This is a genomic window from Aeromicrobium sp. Leaf350 (genome assembly GCF_916858655.1).
Lineage (GTDB): Bacteria > Actinomycetota > Actinomycetes > Propionibacteriales > Nocardioidaceae > Aeromicrobium.
Window position 1 is genome coordinate 831,243 of sequence record NZ_CAKASL010000001.1, and the last position, 14,035, is coordinate 845,277.

Sequence of the window (14,035 nt, forward strand, 5' to 3'; positions counted from 1 at the left end):
GCCCCGACATCGAGGTTGGACGGCGAGAATTGGGCCGGACCCGGCACAATAGGACGACATGCCCGCACGTGGTCGGGTCCGAAGTGGGAGTGAGAGCAGCATGGCCGCAGGTCGGGAGTCGTCGCGCAAGTACCGCGACGCCGGCAAGCGACGCATGGGTGGACTCCCCTTCCACCGCCGTCACCGCCGCCTGCTGCTGACGCTGCTGACGATCGTCGGGCTGCTCCTGACGTCCGTGGGCGCCTATGCGTACCACCTCAACAAGCAGCTCTCGAACTTCGGCCGGGTCGACATCAGCACCGTCCAGTCCGGTGAGCCCGACCCCGACGAGGGTCGCGCCCTCAACGTCCTGCTGCTCGGTTCCGACATGGCCGAGAACAACGAGGGCGGCTCCTCGATCGAGGAGGACGCGGTCCTGGCCGACTGGCCTGCCGGCAAGTACCGCAGCGACACCTTGATGCTCGTGCACATCCCGGCCGACCGCAGCGGCGTCCAGCTCATCTCGATCCCTCGCGACACGTACACGACGATCTACGACGAGGACGGCGAGGCGACCAACAAGCAGAAGATCAACGCCGCCTTCTCGCAGTACGGCCCGGCCGGCGCCGTCGCGACGGTCCAGGCGCTCACGGGCATCACGATCGACCACCTCGCGATCATCGACTGGGAGGGCTTCAAGGACATCACCACCGCCGTCGGCGGCGTCGAGGTGACGATCCCGGAGACCTTCACCGATCCCCAGCAGGGCATCACCTGGGAGGCCGGCACCAAGGTCATGGAGGGCGACGAGGCCCTGGCCTACGTGCGCACCCGCCACGGCCTGCAGCGCGGCGACTTCGACCGCATCGCGCGCCAGCAGAACTTCCTGCGCAGCGTCATGAACAAGCTGCTCTCGCGGGGCACCTTGACCAACCCGATCAAGCTCTCGAACACGCTCGAGGCGCTCTCGAACAACATGACGCTCGACTCGAACTGGTCGCCGTCGAGCCTGCGCTCGCTCGCGCTGTCCCTGCGCAACGTCAGCTCCGAGACCGTCGCCTTCATGACCGCGCCGGTCGCGACCACCGAGGACGTCTCCGGGGTCGGCAACGTCGTGATCCTCAAGGAGAGCCAGTCGGACGAGCTCTGGCAGGCCGTGCTGAGCGACCAGGTCGGCTCGTACATCACGGCCTACCCGGACGAGCAGCTGCCGGGCGCCGACGAGGTCAGCTGACCCGACCCCGGCCACCGGGAGCGAGCTGCTCGTCAGCAGGCGGTGCGGAACCCGACGTCGGTCTGGCCCGGCTGCAGACCCGGCGTCGTGAGCAGGCGGCCGTCCTCGGTCTGTCCCTCGCCTCCGGTCATCCGGACGCGCACGTCGCTGGTGGCGCCGGGGGCGAGCTGCACCTCGACGTAGGCGACGAGTCGGTCGCCGGAGACCTGGGTCTCGAAGGGCACCTCGGCGCCGTCGACCTCGACCGCCTCGACCGAACCGCCGGACGGCGTGTACGCGCGGACGCGCAGCACCATCGTGCCGGGCGGGGCGTACGGGGAGAGGCCGAGGACCGACAGCGGCAGCCGTGACGGGTCGACGGGCACCGTCGAGCGCAGCTCGGTGCGGACGGTGAGCTTCTGCTCGTCGTCCTCACAGCTCGAGGAGCTGACCGACGTTCCGCTCGTGAGGTAGTACTGCAGCTTCGCCTCGGTGCGGTCCGACAGGAAGACGCCCACCGTCGGAGCGTCGCCGTCGGGGCCGAACCGGCCCGCGATGACGTCGTCGCCGAGCTCGTCCTCGAGCGCCTCGTCGCGGAACCAGACCAGCACGCGGCGCTCGCCGGCCGCCGTGGCCAGACCGCGGAGCACGGTCGAGGGGTCACCCTGACCTGCGGTGAAGACGTCGAAGACGGCACGCGCCGTGCTCTCGAAGTAGGCGTTCTGCTTCGCCCCGTCGGGGAAGTTGATGTACGACTGGTTCAGCAGCACGTCGACGGCGTTCTCCGACGTCAGGACCGAGCCGTCGCTCGCCACGATCGGGCCGGTGCCCACCAGCAGGTAGGCGAGCGTGACCGGGTCGACCGCGATGACGCCGTCGACCTGGACTCCCCGGATCGTCGCGAAGATCGAGCTGGCGAGCTCGGCCGACCGCGGGAAGTCGGGGTTCAGCATCGAGTTGCGGAAGTCCGTGCCGACCGTCGTGCCGTAGAGGGCGGTCTCCTGCGCGGTGAGCGGCGCCGCCGGAGCATCGAGCGGCGGGAGGTCGCTCGACGAGCCCGTCTCCAGGATCGAGATCCGGCCGTTGTCGGTCTGCACGAGCAGCCACGTGCCCGGCACGCCACCGAGCGGGCGGACCTCCGCGTTGCTCTGCACCGCGACGAGGTAGGTGCGGGGGCCTTCCGTGCCGAGCACCCTCGGGAGCACGTCGGCCGCCCTCGCGGCCGAGTCCAGCACGTTGCCGACCTCGAGCAGCTGGTTCTGCGCCGTGACGACAGGGCGCTGGAACCGGCCGAACAGGCCGCTGGTGTCGAGGTCGGCGATCTCCTCCACGACCGGCGCGTAGGCGTCCGCGCTGCGCGTGAGCGCCGGCGCGATCGAGGTGAACAGCGCGGGGTCGATCATGCTGTCGCGCACCGTGAAGCTGTCGGCCTCGAGGTCGCCGGAGATCTCCATGAGGGGCGGCAGGGCGTCGTGCACGGCGACCGAGAGCCCGGAGGAGATCGTGGTGAGGGCCCGGGCCTCGTCGCCGATGAACGGGACGCGGCCGGCGAGCCACCACAGCGGGCCGTCGGAGTTGTCGTGGGCCCGGTCGGCGAACAGCGTGAGCTGGTCGAGCGCGGCCTCCGCGGTCTCCTGGTCACCCGAGACGAGAGCGGCCCGCAGGACCGCCGACTGGTCGGCCGCCTTGGTGAGCGCGAGCGAGGCGAGCGTCGCCTGGAGGGCGAGCCACGCGAGCGCCAGGCCGAGGACGCTGCCGACCGTGATCAGCACGCCGCGGCGCGTCCAGTCCGACGGTCTCAGCACGTCACGCAGCACGGTCCAGCCTTTCGATGTTCTTGCCTAGGACAGCACGAAGCCGGGTCACATCGCGTGACCCGGCTCCGTGAGGTGAAGCAGTCGTGGTGTGACTCAGGCGTTGCGGCGACGTGCGGCGACCGCGATGCCGGCGCCACCGGCGACCAGGATGCCGCCGACGGCCAGGAGCCACAGGCCGATCTCGGTACCGGTCGTCGGGAGGATGCCCGAGCTGTTGTTGCCACCCGCACGGGGCAGCAGCACGACCGTGTTGCTGTTCGTGACGCAGCCGGTGCCGCACGCGGTCGAGACCGCGGGGAGCGAGGCCGTGCTGGCCGTGGCCACGCCCGACTCGCCCAGGGCGACGATCGGCGTGTAGTTGCAGGTGACCGTGATGGTCGTGGGGGTGCGGTTCTGGACGACCTCGGTGTCGAGGTTCAGGTCGTAGGACGCCTGTCCGCCGCCACTGAAGCCCTCGACCAGGTTCGGGACGGTGTTCACCGCGACCGAGTTGCAGACGACGGGCTGGGGCGCGCCGTCGACGGTGCGCGACGCGCTGACCTTGACGTTGACGACGCCGCCGCCGACGAGCTCGCCGCCGGAGATGTTCACGACGACGCCGTCGCCTCCGGCGTAGCCGGTGCTCAGCTCAGCGTTGGCCGGGCCGGCGGTCAGGCCGACCAGCAACAGGGACGCCAGAGCAGCGAGCGTTCCGAGGATTTTCCTCATGTTGCTCCCAAAGTTCAGTGATGGTGGGCCAGGGCTGGCAGTTCTTCTCGACGTGAACGACCCCACGCGGGAGCACTCACACAGTCCTCAACGATTCCAGGACTGCGAGGTCACGCACGACTTCGGGCGATGACACCTCATATGAAACCACAAACCGGCCGGTCGGACCACGAGGTCCGACCGACTCGCTCGTGACGCGTGTCTCAGGTCGTCGTGCCTTCAGGCCTGTCGCCGACGCAGGGCCAGCGCAGAGCCACCGGCGACGGCGGACCCGGTTACGCCGATCTGCCTCGATCGCGCCGATCGACCCCCGAACAGGGGTCGACCCGGCTCCCAGGCGCCGAGGCGCCCGGAAGCCGGGTCGATGGAGCGTGTCTCAGACGGTGACGGCGATGTCCGCGACGCTGCCGAGCGCGGCCACGACCGGACGGTCGACCGAGGCCGAGCGCGGGGCGAGCGTGCGCAGCGTCCACTCACCGGGAGCCGCGAAGAAGCGGAACTGACCGGTCGCCGAGGTGGGCACCTCGGCCGTGAACTCTCCCGTGCGGTCGAGCAGACGCACGTACGCGTTGCCGACGGGCTCGCCGTCACGCGTGACGATGCCCTGGATCACGGCCTGGTTGGCCACGTCGACGCCCTCGAGGCTGGGGCCGCCCTGGATCGCTCCGCACATGTCAGGCCTCCCCGCGCTCGTCGCCGAGGGCGACCGGCACGCCGCGCAGCGAGCCGTACTCGCTCCACGAGCCGTCGTAGTTCTTGACGTTCGGGTAGCCGAGGATCTCGCTCAGCACGAACCACGTGTGCGAGCTGCGCTCGCCGATGCGGCAGTAGGCGATCGTGTCCTTGCCCTCGTCGAGGCCGGCGTCGGCGTAGAGCGCCTTCAGCTCGTCGTCGCTGCGGAACGTGCCGTCGTCGTTCGCGGCCTTGCTCCACGGCACGTTGCCCGCGGTGGGGATGTGACCGGCGATCTGCGCGGCCTCCTGCGGCAGGTGCGCGGGGGCGAGCAGGCGGCCGGCGAACTCGTCGGGGCTGCGGACGTCGATGAGGTTCTTCGAGCCGATCGCCTCGATGACCTCGTCGCGGTAGGCGCGGATGGCGTCGTTCGGCTCGGACGCGCTGTAGGTCGTGGCCGGGCGGTCGGTCGCGTCGGCGGTCAGCTGACGGCTGTCGAGCTCCCACTTCTTGCGGCCGCCGTCGAGCAGGCGGACGTCGGTGTGGCCGTAGTACTTGAGGTACCAGAACGCGTAGGCGGCGAACCAGTTGTTGTTGCCGCCGTAGAACACGACGGTGTCGTCGTTGGCGATGCCCTTGTCGGACAGCAGCTTCTCGAGCTTGTCCTTGCCGATGAAGTCGTGGCGGACGCCGTCCTGGAGGTCCTTCTTCCAGTCGAGCTTCACGGCACCGGGGATGTGGCCCTTGTCGTACGCCGACGCGTCCTCGTCGACCTCGATGAGGACGACCTTGTCGTTGTCGAGGTTCTGCTCGACCCAGTCAGCGGTGACCAGTGCGGTCTCACGGCTCATGTGGTGCTCCTTGGTGATGGATGGTGCGTCGGGATGGTGGACAGGGCAGTTCAGGCTGTTCCGGCCGTGGCACGGCGGATCAGCAGGTACATCTCGCAGCCGAGGCAGAAGCCCACGACGGCGTTGAGCAAAGCAGCGACGAGCGCGAAGGCCAGGGCGACCAGCGCGACGGCAGCGGCGTCGGCCGCGAGGGCGACGAGCGCCACGACGGCGAACACCAGCCCCACGGCCTGGGCGAACTGCGGAGGACGGGCGTCCTCCAGCTCGGTGGGAGCACCCAGGCGCGGGCGCACGAAACGGGCGAAGACCCGGCCGTACGGCGAGTGCCGCACGCCGAGGAACGCGCCGATCGCGAACACGACCGCCTGGACGCCGGTGAGCACCAGCGCGACCTCGCGGGCCGGGGTGACGGTCAGGAGGGCCGCGGCGACGACGACCGACGTCACGGCAGCACCGAACCGCAGGCCGCGCGGGTCGACCTGGACGGGCCCGGCCGGCGTGCCGGCGGGCACCGGGGTGCCGGTGGAGGACGTGGACATGGAGTGGCTCCTCGCGTCGTGGACGCATGACGGGACAACAGGGCCCGCCGAGGACACGGCGAGCGGGACGGCGACGCGCAGGTCAGCCGGTCAGGAGCGACACAGCGCTGAGCGCGTGCGGCAGTTGTCCACTGCCAGGCGACGCGTCAGGTGGGTGTGTCCGAGCATGCGTCCACTGTAGGCAGACCAGAGCGACGACGTCTCATCGGAGTCCTACATCATGAGACGACTGTCCGAATTACGAGACGCTGGTCGCCTCGCGAGTAGCTCAGACCTGGCCCTGACCTGCTCAGCCCTGCTCGGACTGCTTGCTGAAAGCCGCGTCGAACGCCACCGCCGGGGGCGCGAAGTCGAGCGGCCGCAGGAGGGCCAGCGCCTCCGGGGCGCCCAGCAGGCGGTCCATGCCGGCGTCCTCCCACTCGATCGAGATCGGGCCGTCGTACCCGATGCGGTGCAGCGTGCGGAAGCAGTCCTCCCACGGAACGTCGCCGTGCCCGGCCGACACGAAGTCCCAGCCTCGACGCGGGTCGCCCCAGGGCAGGTGCGACGAGAGGATGCCGTTGCGCCCTCCCCCCATCCGCATGCGGGTGTCCTTGCAGTCGACGTGGTAGATCCGGTCGGCGAAGTCGGAGATGAACGCGACCGGGTCGATCCCCTGCCACACCATGTGGCTCGGGTCCCAATTCAGCCCGAACGCCTCGCGGTGGCCGATCGCCTCGAGCGTCCGGACCGTCGACCAGTGGTCGTAGGCCATCTCGGAGGGGTGCACCTCGAGCGCGAACCGCACCCCGCACTCGTCGAAGACGTCCATGATCGGGTTCCAGCGCTCGGCGAAGTCGACGAAGCCCGCCTCGATGCGCTCGGCCGAGACCGGCGGGAACATCGCGACGTACGGCCAGATCGACGAGCCCGTGAAACCGACGACGGTCGAGACGCCGAGCTGCTGCGCGAGGCGGGCCGTGTTCTCGAGCTCCTCGGCGGCCCGCTGCCGGACCCCCTCGGCGTCGCCGTCGCCCCAGACGCGCTCGCGGACGATCGCCTGGTGGCGCTCGTCGATCGGGTCGTCGCAGACGGCCTGGCCCGTGAGGTGGTTCGAGATCGCCCACAGCCCGAGGCCGTGCCGCTCGAGGATCGAGAGGCGCTCGGCCACGTACTCGTCGTCGTCCCAGCGCCAGGCGTCGAGGTGCTCGCCCGAGACGGCGATCTCGAGACCGTCGTAGCCCCAACCCGCGGCCAGGGCGGCCACCTCCTCGAGGGGCAGGTCGACCCACTGGCCCGTGAAGAGGGTGAAGGGGCGCTGGCCCGTCGGCTGCTGGGTCATCGGACGACCTCCGGTCGCGCGTCGCTGGTGTTCTGGGGGGTGCCGCTGCGCTCGATCGCCTCGAGCACCTGCTGGACCGCGAGGCCGTCCTCGAACGACGGCGTCGGGTCGTCGCCGTCCGCGACCGCGCGCAGGAAGTCCGCGGCCTGGTGCGTGAAGGTGTGGTCCCATCCCAGCACGTGCCCCGGCGGCCACCAGCCGTCGAGGTAGGGCTGGTCGGGCTCCGTGACAAGGACCCGGGTCGGGAACTCCGCTCCGTCCAGGCAGGTCCAGAGCTCGTTGAGCGACTCCAGGTCGAAGCCCAGCGACCCGCGGCTCCCGAAGACCTCGATGCGCAGGGAGTTCTTGCGGCCGGTCGCCATGCGGCTGACCTCGAGGCTGACGACGGCTCCGCCGCTCGTGCGTAGCGTCGCCCAGGCGGCGTCGTCGACCGAGACGTCCTCGGCACCGTGCTCGCCCGGGCGCTGCGTCACGAACGTGTGCGTCGACCCGCTGACCTCGGTGACGTCCTGGCCGAGCAGGAAGCGCACCTGGTCGACGGCGTGCGACCCGAGGTCGCCCAGGGCGCCCGAGCCCGCCGACTCCCGACGCAGGCGCCACGACATCGGCGCCCGCTCGTCGACGAGCCAGTCCTGCAGGTAGCTGATGCGCACCTGCCGCACCTCGCCGATGCGGCCGTCCGCGACGTGCCGACGGGCCAGGGCCAGCGCCGGGACGCGGCGGTAGTTGAAGCCGACCATCGAGCGGACCCCGCGCCCGCGGGCGATCCGCGCGGCGTCGACCATCTTCTCGGCCTCGACGATCGTGTTGGCGAGCGGCTTCTCGACGATGACGTGCTTGCCCGCCTCGAGCGCGGCGACCGCGATCTCGGCGTGCAGGTGGCCCGGCACGCACACGTCGACCACGTCGACGTCCGGCCGCTCGAGCACTGAGCGCCAGTCGGTCGAGCTCTCGGCCCAGCCGAGCCGCCGGGCGGCCCGGTCGACCTCGGTCGCGTCGCGGCCGACCAGCACCTGCTGGCGCACGAGGGGCAGGTCGGCGCGGAAGGCGCCGACCGTGCGCCAGGCGTCGGAGTGGGCTCGGCCCATGAACGCGTAGCCGATCACGGCCACGCCGAGGACACCGTCGATCTCGCTCACGCGGATGCTCCTGCACTGGTGGGGGTGCGGTCGTCGAGCGACCGCAGGAAGGTCAGGCCGTCGCGGGCGAGGTCGTCCTGCGTCGGCGCCAGCGGACGCCAGATCGAGGCGGCCGTCGCGATCGAGGCGTTGTCGGAGGTGAAGCTCTCGATCACGAGAGGGCCGTCGTACGCGACGTCGTCGAGTGCGGCCAGGAGCGCGGACCAGTCGGTCTGGTCACCGCCTGGTGCTCCCCGGTCGTTGCCGCAGACCTGGACGTGCACGAGGTGCTCACCGGCCCGCCGGACAGCGTCGGCGCTGGAGCGCTCCTCGATGTTGAGGTGGTAGGTGTCCAGCGCGAGGCCGAGCGCCGGACCGAGCAGGTCGCCCAGGGCGTCGAGACCCTGGTCGACCGTGTTCACGAACGACGTCTCGTAGCGGTTCAGCGGCTCGATCCCGAGCGCGACGCCCCGCTCGCCGGCGTGCTCGACGAGGGGGGCCAGGGACTCGCGCAGCTGCCCGTAGGCCGCCTCGCGCTCGTCCGGCGCGAGACGCCACAACCGGCCCGTCGCGGCGTAGAAGGGTCCGCAGACCGACGTCGCCCCGATCGCGGCCGCCAGGTCGACGCAGGCCCGCAGGTAGTCGCGGGTCGCCTCGATCGTGGCCGTGTCGGTCGCGACGAGGTCCCGCCCGGGCGCCATCGCCCCGACCACGCAGGGCGTCAGGCCGGTGTCGGCCAGTGCCTGCGCGACGACGCCTGCCGTGAGGTCCCCGGCGTTCTCCAGGGGCAGCTCGACGGCGTCGAAGCCGAGCCCGGCGACCCGCTGCAGGAGCGGGCCGACGGTCTCGTCGGTCAGGGGCGAGGTCCAGATCCAGGTGTTGGCCCCGATCTGGCGCGCCCGGGCGGTGTGCGTCACGGGTCAGCCGACCTCGCGGTCGATCCAGACCTGCGGGAAGCCCGGGAGGTCCTCGCCGCCGAACTTCGCGTAGTGGCCGTCCGGCAGGCCCTCGTTGGCCGCCAGGTACTCGGCGCGCTCGTCCTCGGTGATGGGGGTCTGCGGCAGCACCCACTCGGCCGGGACGGGCTGGCCCGCGAAGATCATCTGCACCGCCAGCAGCGGGGTGCGCCACTGGAAGTTCGAGTAGACGGGCGCGAGTCCGGTCAGGCCGGTGTCCTCCCACTTGCGCAGGAAGCTCATCTCGTCCTCACCGGTCATGACCGGGTAGTCGACGCCGGCGTCCTCGAAGGCCTCGATGGCCGCGACGGCGCCGTCACCGGCGTCCATCCACACGCCGTCGACGTCACCCTGGACCAGCGCGTCGGAGATGATCTTCTTGATCTCGGTCGGGTCGGCACCCGTGAAGTGGTCCTCGTGCTCGATGCCGTTCTCGTCGAGGATCTTCTCGGCGGCGGCCCAGCGGGTCTCCAGCACGTCGACGCCGGGCAGGATGCGCAGCGCGATGACCTTGTCGCCCTCCTCCAGGTTGTCGACGAGGAACTCGGCGGTGTCGATGCCCCAGGCGTAGCCACCGATCGGGTGGATGAACGTCGTGGCGCAGTCGGTCTCGACGCCGCGGTCGAACACGACGACGGGCTTGCCGGTCTCGCACGCGCGCTCGACGGCCGGCGTGATGGCGGCCGTGGAGTTCGGCGAGATGATGAACGCGTCGCAGTTGCCCTCGGAGATGAAGTAGTCGATGTCGGCGATCTGCGTGTTGTCGTCGTCCTGCGCGTCGCGGGTCTCCATCTCGGAGATCGCCCCCTGGCCCACGAGCACCTCGAGCTGCTGCTGCATCGTCAGGAAGCCGGTCTGGCGCCACGGGTTGCTGACCGAGGCGTTGGCGAAGCAGACCTTCTTGGCGCCGGGCGAGGCGAACGCCGCGGTGTCGGTCATCTCGCCGTCGATGTACTGCAGCCACGGCGTGGCCGGGTCACCCTCGAACGTCGCGTCGCGCTGCGCGTTCTGCTCGTCGAAGTCGGCCTGGACGTACCACTGGTCGCTGTCGTCGGACGAGCTGTCGTCCGAGTCGCTGCCGCAGGCTGCGAGGAGGGTCAGGGCCGCGGCTGCGGCGAAGATCCTCCGGGTCGCGTGTCGCTTCATCGGTGTTCTCCTTGGTGAGTGCCCGGGGTGGGCGGGGTGGGGGTTGCGGAGTCGGTGGTGGGGTCGTTGATGGGGTCGTTGATGGGGTCGGGCTCGGTGGTCGGTGGTGGGGCGCCACCGCGTCGGCCGACCTGCCACACCCGGGCGGAGGCCGCGACGGCGACGATGATGATGAGTCCCTGCACCGAGTCGCGCCACGTCGACGGCACGTGCAGCACGGTGAGCAGGACGAAGAGCAGCTCGAGCGCGTAGGCCCCGGCGGCGGCCGACAGGACCCAGCCGCGACCGCCTCCCAGCACCACGCCGCCCACGACGACCGCCGTGATGGCCGAGAACTCGTAGCCCTGGCCGACGGCGCGACCGCCCGCGTAGCCGACCAGGATGATGCCGGCGACCGTGGCGGACAGCGACGAGATCATGAACGCGCGGGTCTTGACCCACCAGACCGAGGTGCCGCCGAGTCGCGCGGCGTCCGGGTTGTCGCCCGTCGCCACGAGGGAGCGGCCGAAGGGTCGGCGCATCGAGAAGGCGGCGAGCGTCGCCAGCACCACGACGATGATCAGCGGGTAGGGGATCACCTCGACGACCGGCACGTCCTGGATCCCGCCGCGACCGATCTCGCGGAACTCGTCGACCGGGTTGCCGGCGGGCGCCACGCCCGCCCGGTACCGGAGGAACCCGAACAGGGCCAGCATCGTGCCGAGCGTGACGATGAAGCTCGGCACGCGCAGCAGGGTCGTGACGAGTCCGTTCACCAGACCGATGAGCGCACCGACGACCAGCATCAGCACCAGGACCGGCACGACCTGGCTGGAGTCGTCGCCCGCCATGTTGCCGGCGATGACCACCTGGGTCGTGACGACGGCCCCCATCGACAGGTCGAACTCGCCCGAGACGATCACGTAGTACTGCCCCATCGCGGCGATCGCGATCGGAGCGGTGCGGCCCGCGAAGCGGATCAGGGCACCGGGCTCGCCGAAGTTCGGGTTGCTGATGATGATCGAGACCAGCAGGACCAGCACGAGGACGTAGACCGCGCCGCCGGGCGTGGCCGCGCCGGCAGCGAGGCGGGCCCCGAACGAGCGCGAGTGCGCGGGCAGCCCCGGCCGCTCGTCGGGGCGGGTCGTCGTCGTCATCGGACCTCCTGGGCCGGCGGTGGCGTCGATCCGGCGGGCGCCGGCGGGACGGATCGGTCGAAGCGGGCGGGTCGCACCTGGAGGTTGCGACGGGCGTAGACCGCGACCGCGGCGATGATGATGACGCCGCGCACGACGTCCTTCAGGAACGGGTTGACCTCGAGGGCGCCCATCGTGTTGTCCATGACGGCGAAGATCGCGACGCCGCCGAGCGTGCCGACGATGCCGCCACGCCCACCGGCGAGCAGGGTGCCGCCGAGCACGACCGCGGCGATCGACAGGAGGTCGTAACCGCCCTGCGAGCCGATCGTCGGGCTGCCGACGCTGAGCCGCGAGAGCAGCAGGAGGCCCGCCACGCCGGCCAGCACCGAGCAGAGGACGTGGGCCACGACCACGGGCGGCGACGTCCGCAGGCCGGACAGGCGCGCGACCTCGGGGCTGCCGCCGACCGCGTACATGTGGTGACCGATGCGCGTGCGGCTCAGCATCAGGAAGGCGAGGGCGGCGAGCGCGAGCATGATCAGGACGCTGACCGGGACGGGACCGATCTTGGCCTCGTCCACGGCGCGGAACGCCTTCGGAGCCGATCCGCTCGACCCCTGGTAGTTGGTGCCGATGTAGCCGCTGACGACCAGACCGACGCCGAGGGTCGCGATGAAGCCGTGCACGTGCAGCTGGCTGACGACGAGGCCGTTGGCGAGGCCGATCGCCGCGGCGACCGCGAGGGTCAGCAGCACCGCGGGGACGATGTTGCCGGACTCCCCGGCCATCGTGGTGCCGCCGATGATGCTGGCCAGGCTCACGACGTAGGGAACCGAGAGGTCGAGACTGCCGACGAGGATCACGAGCGTCTGCCCGATCGCGATGAGCCCGAGGATGCTCGTGGCGGTCAGGATCGCCGAGATGTTGCCGCTGCTGAAGAAGTTGCGGCCGACCGTGGCCGTGAGCACTGCGCCGACCACGGTCGTGGCCAGCAGGACCAGGTAGACGATCGCGGTCGAGGACAGACCCGCGCTGCGCCCCCTCACGCGACGGCTCCCCGGACGGCGCCGGTCGCGAGCTGCAGCACGTCCTCCTCGGACGAGCCCGCCGGCAGCTCGCCGGCCACCCGTCCGTCCCGCAGCACGACGATCCGGTCGCTCATCCCGATGACCTCGGGCAGCTCGCTGCTCACCATGAGCACCGCGAAGCCGTCGGCGGCGAGCTGCCGCACCAGGTCGTAGATCGCGACCTTCGCGCCGACGTCGACGCCTCGGGTGGGCTCGTCCAGCAGCACGACCCGCGGCTCGGTGGCGAGCCAGCGCGCGAGGACGACCTTCTGCTGGTTGCCACCGGAGAGGAACTGGACCTCCTGGTCGAGCCCGCGAGCGCTGACGCGCAGGGACGACAGCACGCCGGGCACCGCACGGCGCGCCTGCCCGGTGCGACCCGGCACGACGCCGCGGACGACCGACAGCGCGTTGTCGAGGATCGACTGGCGCAGCGCCAGGCCGGTGGCCTTGCGGTCCTCGGTCACGAGGGCGAGCCCGGCCCGCACGGCCCGCCGCGGCGAGCGGAGCCGCAGCTCGCGCCCGTCGAGACGGACCGTGCCCCGGCTGAACGGACGGACGCCGAAGACGCCCTCCAGGAGCTCGGTGCGACCCGATCCCTGGAGTCCCGAGACGCCGACGACCTCGCCGGCGTGCACCGTGAGGGTCACGCCGTCGACGTCGCCGTGGCCGACGTCCTCCAGCTCCAGCCGGGGCTCCCCCACCACGGTGCCCGGAAGCGGGTCGGGGAAGTAGGTGACGAGCGAGCGGCCCACCATGAGCCGCACGAGCTCGGCCTCGTCGAGCTCGGCCGCGGCCCGGGTCGTGACGTGCTGGCCGTCCTTGAGGACCGTGATGGTCGTGCAGAGGTCGAAGATCTCCTTCAACCGGTGCGAGACGTACAGGATCGCGACGCCGCGGGCCGTGAGACGGCCGATGATCGCGTAGAGCAGCTCGACCTCGTGGTCGGCGAGGGCCGCGGTGGGCTCGTCCATCGAGATGATGCGGGCGTCCTGGCTGACGGCCTTCGCGATCTCGACGATCTGCTGCTCGGCGACCGAGAGCGTGCGGACCGGTCGCCCGGCCTCCAGGTGCGAGACGCCGAGTCCCTCCAGCAGCTCCTGGGCGTCGCGCCGCATGGCGGCGGTGTCGACCATGCCCCGGCGGACCGGCTCGCGGCCGAGGAACACGTTCTCGGCGATCGTGCGATCGGGCAGCAGGTTGAACTCCTGGAACACCGTCGAGATGCCCGCCTGCTGGGCCTGCACCGGGTGCCCGAAGCGGACGTCGGTGCCGTCGAGGCTGATGGTGCCCGCGTCCGGCTGGTGCACCCCCGCGAGCAGCTTCATGAGCGTGGACTTGCCCGCGCCGTTCTCGCCGACGAGCCCGTGCACCTGACCGGCGACGAGCGTGAGCCCGGCGTCGGCCAGCACGGTCGTCCCGAGAAAGCTCTTGGTCAGCCCGGAGGCGACCAGCACGGGCTGCGGCGCCACGGGCTCGGAGGGGGCGGGTGAAGGTGTCTCGGCCACGCCAGCACTGTGACACGGCTCA

The 14,035-nt window shown here is 71.1% G+C and carries 13 protein-coding genes; 1 reads left to right on the top strand and 12 read right to left on the bottom strand.

Translation table 11 applies throughout. The annotated features are described in order from the left end of the window. Positions 1 to 100 precede the first annotated feature (100 nt). Positions 101 to 1,213, top strand: coding sequence for an LCP family protein (locus LO931_RS04180; RefSeq protein ID WP_229051954.1), 1,113 nt, complete (start codon positions 101 to 103; stop codon positions 1,211 to 1,213). A 32-nt stretch (positions 1,214 to 1,245) separates the two neighbouring features. Here the strand turns inward: LO931_RS04180 and LO931_RS04185 are convergent, their stop codons facing one another. The 12 genes from LO931_RS04185 to LO931_RS04240 all read right to left on the bottom strand — a co-directional run bounded on the left by LO931_RS04185 (position 1,246) and on the right by LO931_RS04240 (position 14,013). After that, entirely contained in the window at positions 1,246 to 3,009 is a 1,764-nt protein-coding gene (locus LO931_RS04185) for a DUF4012 domain-containing protein (RefSeq protein WP_229051956.1), read from the bottom strand. 93 nt (positions 3,010 to 3,102) lie between these two features. Further along, on the bottom strand, positions 3,103 to 3,717 hold the full coding sequence (locus LO931_RS04190) for an LPXTG cell wall anchor domain-containing protein (protein ID WP_229051959.1): 615 nt from the start codon (positions 3,715 to 3,717) through the stop codon (positions 3,103 to 3,105). Between the two features lie 376 nt (positions 3,718 to 4,093). After that, entirely contained in the window at positions 4,094 to 4,390 is a 297-nt protein-coding gene (locus LO931_RS04195) for a DUF1416 domain-containing protein (RefSeq protein ID WP_229051960.1), read from the bottom strand. 1 nt (position 4,391) lies between these two features. Next, positions 4,392 to 5,240, bottom strand: a complete 849-nt coding sequence (locus LO931_RS04200) for a sulfurtransferase (RefSeq protein ID WP_229051961.1) — start codon at positions 5,238 to 5,240, stop codon at positions 4,392 to 4,394. Positions 5,241 to 5,290: 50 nt separating this feature from the next. Beyond that, positions 5,291 to 5,779 (bottom strand): DUF4395 domain-containing protein, encoded by a 489-nt coding sequence (locus LO931_RS04205; protein WP_229051963.1) that lies wholly within the window; start codon positions 5,777 to 5,779, stop codon positions 5,291 to 5,293. A 289-nt stretch (positions 5,780 to 6,068) separates the two neighbouring features. Continuing rightward, positions 6,069 to 7,100, bottom strand: coding sequence for a sugar phosphate isomerase/epimerase (locus LO931_RS04210; protein ID WP_229051965.1), 1,032 nt, complete (start codon positions 7,098 to 7,100; stop codon positions 6,069 to 6,071). Further along, the gene (locus LO931_RS04215; RefSeq protein ID WP_229051966.1) at positions 7,097 to 8,239 is read right to left on the bottom strand and encodes a Gfo/Idh/MocA family protein; all 1,143 of its coding nucleotides are present in this window, start codon (positions 8,237 to 8,239) and stop codon (positions 7,097 to 7,099) included. Before LO931_RS04215 ends, LO931_RS04210 begins: the two co-directional genes overlap by 4 nt. Next, positions 8,236 to 9,135 (bottom strand): sugar phosphate isomerase/epimerase, encoded by a 900-nt coding sequence (locus LO931_RS04220; protein WP_229051968.1) that lies wholly within the window; start codon positions 9,133 to 9,135, stop codon positions 8,236 to 8,238. Before LO931_RS04220 ends, LO931_RS04215 begins: the two co-directional genes overlap by 4 nt. Positions 9,136 to 9,138: 3 nt before the next feature. Further along, positions 9,139 to 10,320 carry a substrate-binding domain-containing protein gene (locus LO931_RS04225; protein WP_229051970.1) on the bottom strand — a complete coding sequence of 394 codons (1,182 nt, stop codon included), beginning with the start codon at positions 10,318 to 10,320 and terminating at the stop codon, positions 9,139 to 9,141. After that, positions 10,317 to 11,456 carry an ABC transporter permease gene (locus tag LO931_RS04230; protein ID WP_229051972.1) on the bottom strand — a complete coding sequence of 380 codons (1,140 nt, stop codon included), beginning with the start codon at positions 11,454 to 11,456 and terminating at the stop codon, positions 10,317 to 10,319. Before LO931_RS04230 ends, LO931_RS04225 begins: the two co-directional genes overlap by 4 nt. Beyond that, complete coding sequence (locus LO931_RS04235) at positions 11,453 to 12,484, bottom strand: ABC transporter permease (protein WP_229051974.1); 1,032 nt, start codon at positions 12,482 to 12,484, stop codon at positions 11,453 to 11,455. Before LO931_RS04235 ends, LO931_RS04230 begins: the two co-directional genes overlap by 4 nt. Further along, entirely contained in the window at positions 12,481 to 14,013 is a 1,533-nt protein-coding gene (locus LO931_RS04240) for a sugar ABC transporter ATP-binding protein (protein ID WP_229051976.1), read from the bottom strand. Before LO931_RS04240 ends, LO931_RS04235 begins: the two co-directional genes overlap by 4 nt. Between the last annotated feature and the right edge of the window lie 22 nt (positions 14,014 to 14,035).

Excerpts from the sequence above, each read along its gene's own strand:
- LO931_RS04180 (WP_229051954.1), top strand. The coding sequence starts at position 101 with ATGGCCGCAGGTCGGGAGTCGTCGCGCAAGTACCGCGACGCCGGCAAG.
- LO931_RS04190 (WP_229051959.1), bottom strand. The coding sequence starts at position 3,717 with ATGAGGAAAATCCTCGGAACGCTCGCTGCTCTGGCGTCCCTGTTGCTG.
- LO931_RS04195 (WP_229051960.1), bottom strand. The coding sequence starts at position 4,390 with ATGTGCGGAGCGATCCAGGGCGGCCCCAGCCTCGAGGGCGTCGACGTG.
- LO931_RS04200 (WP_229051961.1), bottom strand. The coding sequence starts at position 5,240 with ATGAGCCGTGAGACCGCACTGGTCACCGCTGACTGGGTCGAGCAGAAC.
- LO931_RS04205 (WP_229051963.1), bottom strand. The coding sequence starts at position 5,779 with ATGTCCACGTCCTCCACCGGCACCCCGGTGCCCGCCGGCACGCCGGCC.
- LO931_RS04210 (WP_229051965.1), bottom strand. The coding sequence starts at position 7,100 with ATGACCCAGCAGCCGACGGGCCAGCGCCCCTTCACCCTCTTCACGGGC.
- LO931_RS04225 (WP_229051970.1), bottom strand. The coding sequence starts at position 10,320 with ATGAAGCGACACGCGACCCGGAGGATCTTCGCCGCAGCCGCGGCCCTG.
- LO931_RS04230 (WP_229051972.1), bottom strand. The coding sequence starts at position 11,456 with ATGACGACGACGACCCGCCCCGACGAGCGGCCGGGGCTGCCCGCGCAC.